We start from the raw sequence: 6,668 nt of genomic DNA, 5'->3' as shown, positions 1-6,668 counted from the left end.
TGCCGTTCATAGGCAAAATGCACAGACCCGCGTGGCTGCAATGATAACGCCACAAGCCAACGCGCAGCAAGCGGCGGCCATGAGACACGAAATTCTATTGTCGGCTAATTCCGTCCTTGAGATAGAAGACAATGTCCGCCGAACTGTCCGCACGATGACGCAGTTCCGTCGCAATCTGCTCAAGCGCCAAATCCAGGCAATAAACCGTCTGATGCGCGTCAAGCTGAGCGGCATTTTCTTTCGCGAAGACGATCAGGCGGGTCAAGGCGTGAAACTCTTCGATCTCGCTGTCTGCGTCGAGAGTGTTCAAAGCAATGGTGGCGTATGCTGCTGGCATAATCGGCTCCGCAATGATTCGCGGGCATACTAATCGCAACCGGGACAAGTTTCGCGTGACACGGGCGTGACACACTCAAAGATGGATGGCCGGGATTTTACGCCACGGAATGATGGTTCCGCATTTCGTTCCAAAGGGTTGTGCGCTGGAACTCCCAGTCCGGTTTGGCTGCTGATCGTCCCCCGTCCAACTGTGACATCACGGCGAGAAGTTCGATGGCATCCGCGCGCTTTCGATTGACTTTACACGCTTGCAAAGCCATCGCGATGGACGTCTTTCTCTGATCCTCAAGGGCCGCGGCCCGATCAAGAATTGATCGCCATGTCCGGTCCTTGAAAAAAATAGCGCGGGCAACAGCGTCCAGATGAGTGGCTTCCGTTGGAGAGATGGACCGCCTTTCAAGCAGGACCTCGAGCGTGGCGGTGACATTGACCAATGGTTCGCTGAGCGGTAGCCAGCCAAGCTCCGCAGGTCCATGAATTTGCGCCACGTCCGCATCATCGATACGGGTGCCATCAAGGTATTCCCTGAAAATAGTGCCGACACCGATCATTCCAAATGGATGGCATTCCGCGGCGCGCAGCGCACCCATGCTCGCTGCTCCGAGCACCTGTGTTCCGGACCTGAGAGCATAGAGTATTTCCTTGTGCCAGATCGGTGCGGTATATTCGAAACCGCCGTCAACAATGCCGATCACGGCTGCTCCCTCTTCGACCGCGCGAAAGAGGTCACCCTGCACTGCTGGTCCCCGGACAATGATATCGGTGGTATAATCCCTGGCGTCCGGCAATGTCGGGCCAACATAGAGAAGTTTCATCCGAAGGACCCTTTTGCGAGGGCGCGCTGGCCAAACCTTTGGGCGCGGCGGCCTTCGGGATTTTCCAGTTTTGGGGCGAGGACCTTTGCCACCGCAAACGGCAACGCCGGTTCGCTGAGCGGCACAGCAATGACCGGCCCAAGTTCCATTTGTTTCAGAGTGTCAAGGATTGTGCCGCTATTGGCGGCTGACGGCCATCCGTCGTTGCGCCGGTAGGGTTTGAGGGGAACCGCTGAATTCACCTTCAACAGGGTTTGGGTTTCTCCCGGGAGCGGCCTGTTGTAGACCGGTGGATAGATATCGTCCCGGCTGCCGCTGATGAATGTCATGCGCGACTGCACCGCTTCCGTGACCGCGCGGATCATGGCTCTGGCCGCTGAGGGATGAGTTCCTGCCCCGTAGTTCACCGTGACAAAACGTGGGTTGCGGGCGGAAAGAACGTCAATCGGCGCGATCAGGGCGTTAAAAGAAGGAACGCCGATATCGCTGGTCATATCGAATAACCGCAGCACACAGCCGGCCGCTTCGATGCTGGCAACCAGCGATGAAAGCTCCGGACGCTCAATGGATCCCGGATCAACGCAGGACGATTGGCGCGCACCGGCACTCGACACTTGCCACAGAACGTAGGCATCCCGCTCTATACGTTCGTTCAATCCGTGAAAAACAGCCTCATTCAGGGTGTTCCCCGACGCCAGCCCGTCGGACGATTGCCAATATCTGCAATCGATCAGCGTGCGGTCAAGGGTGACGGCATCGAGCGGTACATGGATGTCGTCCCCGGAAACCAGGTCAGTCCCGACAACAAAGGAGATCGGTTCGTCATCCCGTGGCGGTGACCGGCCTGCTGCTATCAGGCAGGGCAGCATGTCGAACCGTTTCCCGGCACGCCTGAGTACACGTGCCGTGGTGTGAACGATATCGGCGTGTGGACTTGCCGCCACGCATCGTTCGAGGGCTTCCATGACAGCTGACGTCCTCGCCTCTTCGTCCGTCAGGCCCTTTCCCTGCGCGACGACGATGGATTTTGCGTTGGGCGTATAGGCACACCAGACCGGAACGCCGATGCGATCGAGGCCGGTATGGCGGGCAACACGGGTTATGCCGAAACCGGGAAGGAGGGAGGACACGCGTGCGTATGTCTCGGCCGGGCTAAACGCCCTGTCGCTCCATCCCGTTTCATCGAACATCAAGCGTCGAAAAGCCCTGCTGATACGGATGCAGCAGAAGAAACAGCAACCGCGAAGTCGACGTCTTTTATCACAGTGCCGCCTGAAGCGCGCAATTGGCTTGCCGAGGCAAGTGATCCCGAGGCTTTGGTAAGCTCGGTGACTGTTCCTGCGTCAATGTCGGCCAGGTAGAGTTTTTTATCACCGGGAAACCCGATCACCACGACTTTGGACATTTCATTCTCCCTCTCTGTTGACGTTTCAGTAGCCGGCTTTCGTTAGGCCCTCGCGATACATGTCTTTCTGCCAGGTCTCCCTGATCGGGACGATAGCGAGCCATTTTTGCAGATCAAATTGCGGGTTGGCCTCGCGATCTTTCCGGCGGTAGTGATGCGCGCGCTTGGTGTCGCCAAGCATAGCCCAGCTTGCCGCCAGCAGTCTGTGTGCCGAGGCCTGGTTGGACATGCTGTGTATTCGGGAAACGGCTTTGTCGAAGGCGCCGACGAAGTAGCTTGCGCCCGCAGCACACCAGAAATATTCGTCCGGTCCCAGCGGATTGAGCGAGATGGCACGCTCGATTTTTGCGAGCCCTTCCATGGGGCGGGAGGCATGGATGAGCGCGTCGGCGAAGCTATAGATCGCGTCGGCGTAATGAGGGCTCAGTTCCTCTGCGCGGGCCAGCGCGTCGAGGCTCTCGTCAAGGGCGCCGAGATAGAGTTTTGCCATGCCAAGTTCTTTGTACCCGTAGGCAATATCCGGATTGCTTTCGATTGCCGATCGCGCGTTCGCCTCCGCCTTGCGGAGCAGTTCGGGATCGCCCCTGGCCGTCAAAACCCATTCGATGGAGTATGTCTTGGCAAGGCCGCTGAAGGCGTGGGAGAAATCACCATTGTGATTGAGCGCTTCCCTGAATGTCTTCCTGGCGCTTCGAACCGAGGGCAATGTCAGCCGGCTCATCTGTTGAACGCCAAGAAGATACCGCTGGTAGGCATCCGGATGAAACGCGTAGTCGCTGAGCGCATTCTCGTTGCGCTTCAACTCGACAAGGATGCGGTCTTTCACAACGCCTGCCAACACCTTCCGATGTGAAGACAAAAGCCCGCCGGTTATCTCAAAACGTTCGGCATAGATCACGTGGTCCGATGGAACGAAAATGATTTGAACGAAGAGCCCGTCATCGGTCAGCTTTGTATCGACCACATAGGAGATGTCGTGCTTGTTGAGCAGGAGAACCTTGTCTTCGCTGGCACGAATACGTTCGGCTGTGTAAGGCGCGATGATCGAAAGACTGCGCAGCGAACACAGCCCGATCGCGACGTCGTCGATCAAGGCACTCGCTCGTGAAAGATCAAGGGCTGCAGAAGATACTCCTATCGGCGGGAGAAGTGCCACGCGCGGCAATTTCGATACGCCGAATGTCCATTCACTATCCGAAGGGTGGCCGTGCTCGACTGTCGCGAAAACCCCTCTGGGCTCGGCCGTGCGCTCCACCGGTTGCAGCTGCGGTTCGGCCGAGAGCGTTCTGCGCACCGCCTGATCGTCCGGCCAATGCTCCAGAATCAGGAATGCCGCCTGTCTGGCCGCTGAAGATTCCGCAACCGGAGAAAGCTCCGACGATTTCTTCAGCAACCGTTCGCGCATCAATTCCAAATAGGTGCGGCGCTGCGATTTCAGCCATCGGCCGGCCAGGCCGTCGGTATCGTCGAATTCGGCAAGAAACGTCCGGCTCATCAGTTCGACAAGAGAGGACAAGGGCGTCTTTGCTGTCTTTGTCGCATCCGCGTCGCAGCTGAGTTGCTGGCGGTCGAGGCGAAGATGTGTGGGCGATATGGTCAGGACCGGCCCGTGTGCTGCCCGCAGACGCGAAATCAGCTTTCTCAGGTTTGTAAATGCAAGCGCGCGATCCTCGTTGCCCCACAGGAGGTCAGCCGCTTCGTCTCGGCCGATTTCAGCGCTGGCGCCGGTGGCAAGATACGCGACAAGGAACAAACCCTTGCGAGGATACCGGCACTCCTGTCCCGCGGCATCAAGCAGGCACAACCTACCGAATGTCTGCAGGAACATGGGTTTCACCGTGGATCAGGAGAAGCAACGCGTTCTGTGTCCGCCGCCTGCGTAACGGTGTCATCAGCGTTTGCGAGCGCCTTCGTCAAAGTGATGATGGACAGGCGAACCTGCTTGTTCTTGATGGAGGTGAAGGCTCGGTTGAGCATCACGCCATCCCTCGAGAGCAGGAATGTGCCGATCTCGTCGACTTCCCTTGCCAATCCATCCGGGACCACGGGTTCATGGTCCTCGAAGAAGTAGCCAATGGGAACGTTGAGCACCAACGCCGCAGCTTGCAGTTTGCTCGCACTGACGCGGTTGGTGCCCTTTTCATATTTTTGAATTTGCTGGAAGGTGATGCCCAGGCGCTCGCCCAGTTTCTCCTGGCTTAATCCTAAAACCAGCCGTCGCGACCTCAGACGATTGCCGACATGAATATCAATTTGATGAGGTTCGCTCTTTGACACGTCCATTACTCCCGTAATTGCCACGATTCCGATATGCGGTGGCAGTTCTCAGCATGCCAATTTTCATTAGAAATGCAATATTTACGCGGTCGCTCTGAGAGAGGGAATTCCAGAAATGCGGTAGCCATTGCATTACAGGCCGCCCCGCGGGCCATTGAACATGAAAGGCGTCAGGCAGTTTTGGGCTGCACGTGTTTTGGAGAACAGGCCTGTGTCCGTGAAATCAGAGTGATGTGCGGTTGAGCGCACCAAGACGGCTCAGCCACACACCGGGGTTCGATCCTCTATGGTCTCGTTGCCCGTTTCAGATGGCTGCTGAGTGTTTTGTTGTGGCCGCCGTAAAATAAGTATCGAAACGAGCGGCGATGAGACGGACGAACGGGCGGCCTTTGGCTGTGACCTCAAACCCGTCATTGCGCCATTCGCACAGACCATCGCTTTCCATTGCCGCCAGGCGTTTCGCCTGCATCACGACTGCGCCGGCGGAAGTGCCGAAACGGCGCAGGGCTTCGTGGCTCGAAAAGCGGAAATCGCACATCAGTTTTTCGATTACCCACCGGCGGACGCGATCGTCGTCCGATAAAGCAACGCCGCGCATCGTGGCGATCCCCTCGTCTTCAATGCGGCGGGTGTAGTCGCCGGTCGCTGGCGAGTTCTGCAAATAGCCTTGCTCGAACTGGCTGATAGCCGATGGGCCGAGCCCGATGATGGTGCTGCATTGGTCAGCGGAATAGCCTTGGAAATTGCGCCGGAGCCGGCCCTGTTGAGAGGCTTGCGTCAGGGCGTCGCCTGGGAGGGCGAAGTGATCGATGCCGATTTCCTGGTACCCGGCGTCAAGCGCCAGCCTCCGCACGGCTTCTGACTGCGCGTAACGTGCCTGCCCGTCCGGTAGCCATTCATCCTTGATCTGGGTCTGGTGTTTCTTCATCCACGGCACATGGGCATACCCGAACAGCGCCATGCGGTCAGGTGCCAGTTGCAGTGCCTGGTGCAGTGTCGACGCAGCGCTTTCGACGGTCTGGTGGGGCAGGCCATAGAGCAGGTCGAGGTTGACGGAATTGATCCCGCGGGCCCGAACGCCATCAACGACATAGGCCGTCTGCTCGAGGCTCTGCAGCCGGTTGATGGCTTTTTGGACGCGCGGATCGAAATCCTGGATGCCGAGGCTCGCCCGGGTCATGCCGAATTCCGCGAGTGCGTCCAGCCTTTCCTCATTCATGTCGTTCGGATCAATCTCGATACTGATTTCCGCATCCGGCAGGACGTGAAAAGAGCTGCGGAGACGCTTGCCGAGCGTGATCAGATCGTCTGGGCGCAGCATCGTCGGCGAACCGCCGCCCAGATGGATAGCGCCGGCCGGAGCACGTCCGTCGAGAAGCCGGCTAACGGTATCGATTTCCGCGTGCAAAACCTGCAGATAAGCGCTCACCGGCTCATAGCGCAGCGTCTGCTTGGTATGGCAGGCGCAGAACCAGCACAGCCGGTCGCAGAACGGGATATGCAGGTAGAGCGACACGGGCTTTTCCGCGGGCAACGTGGATAACCATTGTCTTGCAGTCTCAGCCCCGAGACCGGAATGAAAATTCGGCGCGGTTGGGTAGCTGGTGTAGCGGGGTACCTTGGCGTCGAGCATTGCTGCTGCTGGCAACATTGGTGGCTCCGATCTGAGCATCATTCAGCGGCCAAGACCCAAAAGGACCGGCCTTCGCGGGCAACCTGTCCATATTCTCCGCTCGTCGCTTTGATCTGGATCAAGGCGCGTCTCTTCGCTTGCCCCGAGAAGGGGGCAGGGGACCGCTGCGCGCGGTTCGACATCTGATTGATGCGGGGAC

At 58.2% G+C, this 6,668-nt stretch carries 7 protein-coding genes; 1 reads left to right on the top strand and 6 read right to left on the bottom strand.

Going from position 1 to position 6,668, the window contains the following annotated elements:
• Positions 1-370, top strand: a 370-nt coding sequence (locus ACSQ3J_RS08700; protein WP_436038956.1) for a hypothetical protein, incomplete at its 5' end; no start/stop codon positions are given.
• Between the two features lie 64 nt (positions 371-434).
• On the opposite strand, the gene ACSQ3J_RS08695 is transcribed toward ACSQ3J_RS08700, so the two are convergent.
• The 6 genes from ACSQ3J_RS08695 to hemN form a co-directional block, all read right to left on the bottom strand.
• Complete coding sequence (locus tag ACSQ3J_RS08695; RefSeq protein WP_060502978.1) at positions 435-1,154, bottom strand: TfuA-like protein; 720 nt, start codon at positions 1,152-1,154, stop codon at positions 435-437.
• Complete coding sequence (locus ACSQ3J_RS08690; protein WP_060502977.1) at positions 1,151-2,344, bottom strand: YcaO-like family protein; 1,194 nt, start codon at positions 2,342-2,344, stop codon at positions 1,151-1,153. Before ACSQ3J_RS08690 ends, ACSQ3J_RS08695 begins: the two co-directional genes overlap by 4 nt.
• Positions 2,344-2,559 carry a hypothetical protein gene (locus ACSQ3J_RS08685; protein ID WP_060512010.1) on the bottom strand — a complete coding sequence of 72 codons (216 nt, stop codon included), beginning with the start codon at positions 2,557-2,559 and terminating at the stop codon, positions 2,344-2,346. Before ACSQ3J_RS08685 ends, ACSQ3J_RS08690 begins: the two co-directional genes overlap by 1 nt.
• Positions 2,560-2,584: 25 nt before the next feature.
• Entirely contained in the window at positions 2,585-4,387 is a 1,803-nt protein-coding gene (locus tag ACSQ3J_RS08680) for a hypothetical protein (RefSeq protein ID WP_060502975.1), read from the bottom strand.
• A 5-nt stretch (positions 4,388-4,392) separates the two neighbouring features.
• Positions 4,393-4,842, bottom strand: coding sequence for a helix-turn-helix domain-containing protein (locus tag ACSQ3J_RS08675; RefSeq protein WP_060502974.1), 450 nt, complete (start codon positions 4,840-4,842; stop codon positions 4,393-4,395).
• Positions 4,843-5,140: 298 nt separating this feature from the next.
• A complete protein-coding gene (hemN, locus tag ACSQ3J_RS08670; protein ID WP_060502973.1) occupies positions 5,141-6,487 on the bottom strand; it encodes an oxygen-independent coproporphyrinogen III oxidase in 1,347 nt (448 codons plus the stop codon).
• Positions 6,488-6,668: the final 181 nt, after the last annotated feature.

Source organism: Rhizobium sp. LjRoot98 (assembly GCF_964252935.1).
GTDB lineage: Bacteria > Pseudomonadota > Alphaproteobacteria > Rhizobiales > Rhizobiaceae > Pararhizobium.
The sequence above is the reverse complement of the archived record's forward strand: the minus strand, read 5'-3'. Positions and strand labels throughout refer to the sequence as shown.

What these genes read in the sequence shown, in the direction of transcription:
- ACSQ3J_RS08695 (WP_060502978.1), bottom strand. Translation starts at nt 1,154, where the DNA reads ATGAAACTTCTCTATGTTGGCCCGACATTGCCGGACGCCAGGGATTAT.
- ACSQ3J_RS08690 (WP_060502977.1), bottom strand. Translation starts at nt 2,344, where the DNA reads ATGTTCGATGAAACGGGATGGAGCGACAGGGCGTTTAGCCCGGCCGAG.
- ACSQ3J_RS08685 (WP_060512010.1), bottom strand. Translation starts at nt 2,559, where the DNA reads ATGTCCAAAGTCGTGGTGATCGGGTTTCCCGGTGATAAAAAACTCTAC.
- ACSQ3J_RS08680 (WP_060502975.1), bottom strand. Translation starts at nt 4,387, where the DNA reads ATGTTCCTGCAGACATTCGGTAGGTTGTGCCTGCTTGATGCCGCGGGA.
- ACSQ3J_RS08675 (WP_060502974.1), bottom strand. Translation starts at nt 4,842, where the DNA reads ATGGACGTGTCAAAGAGCGAACCTCATCAAATTGATATTCATGTCGGC.
- hemN (WP_060502973.1), bottom strand. Translation starts at nt 6,487, where the DNA reads ATGTTGCCAGCAGCAGCAATGCTCGACGCCAAGGTACCCCGCTACACC.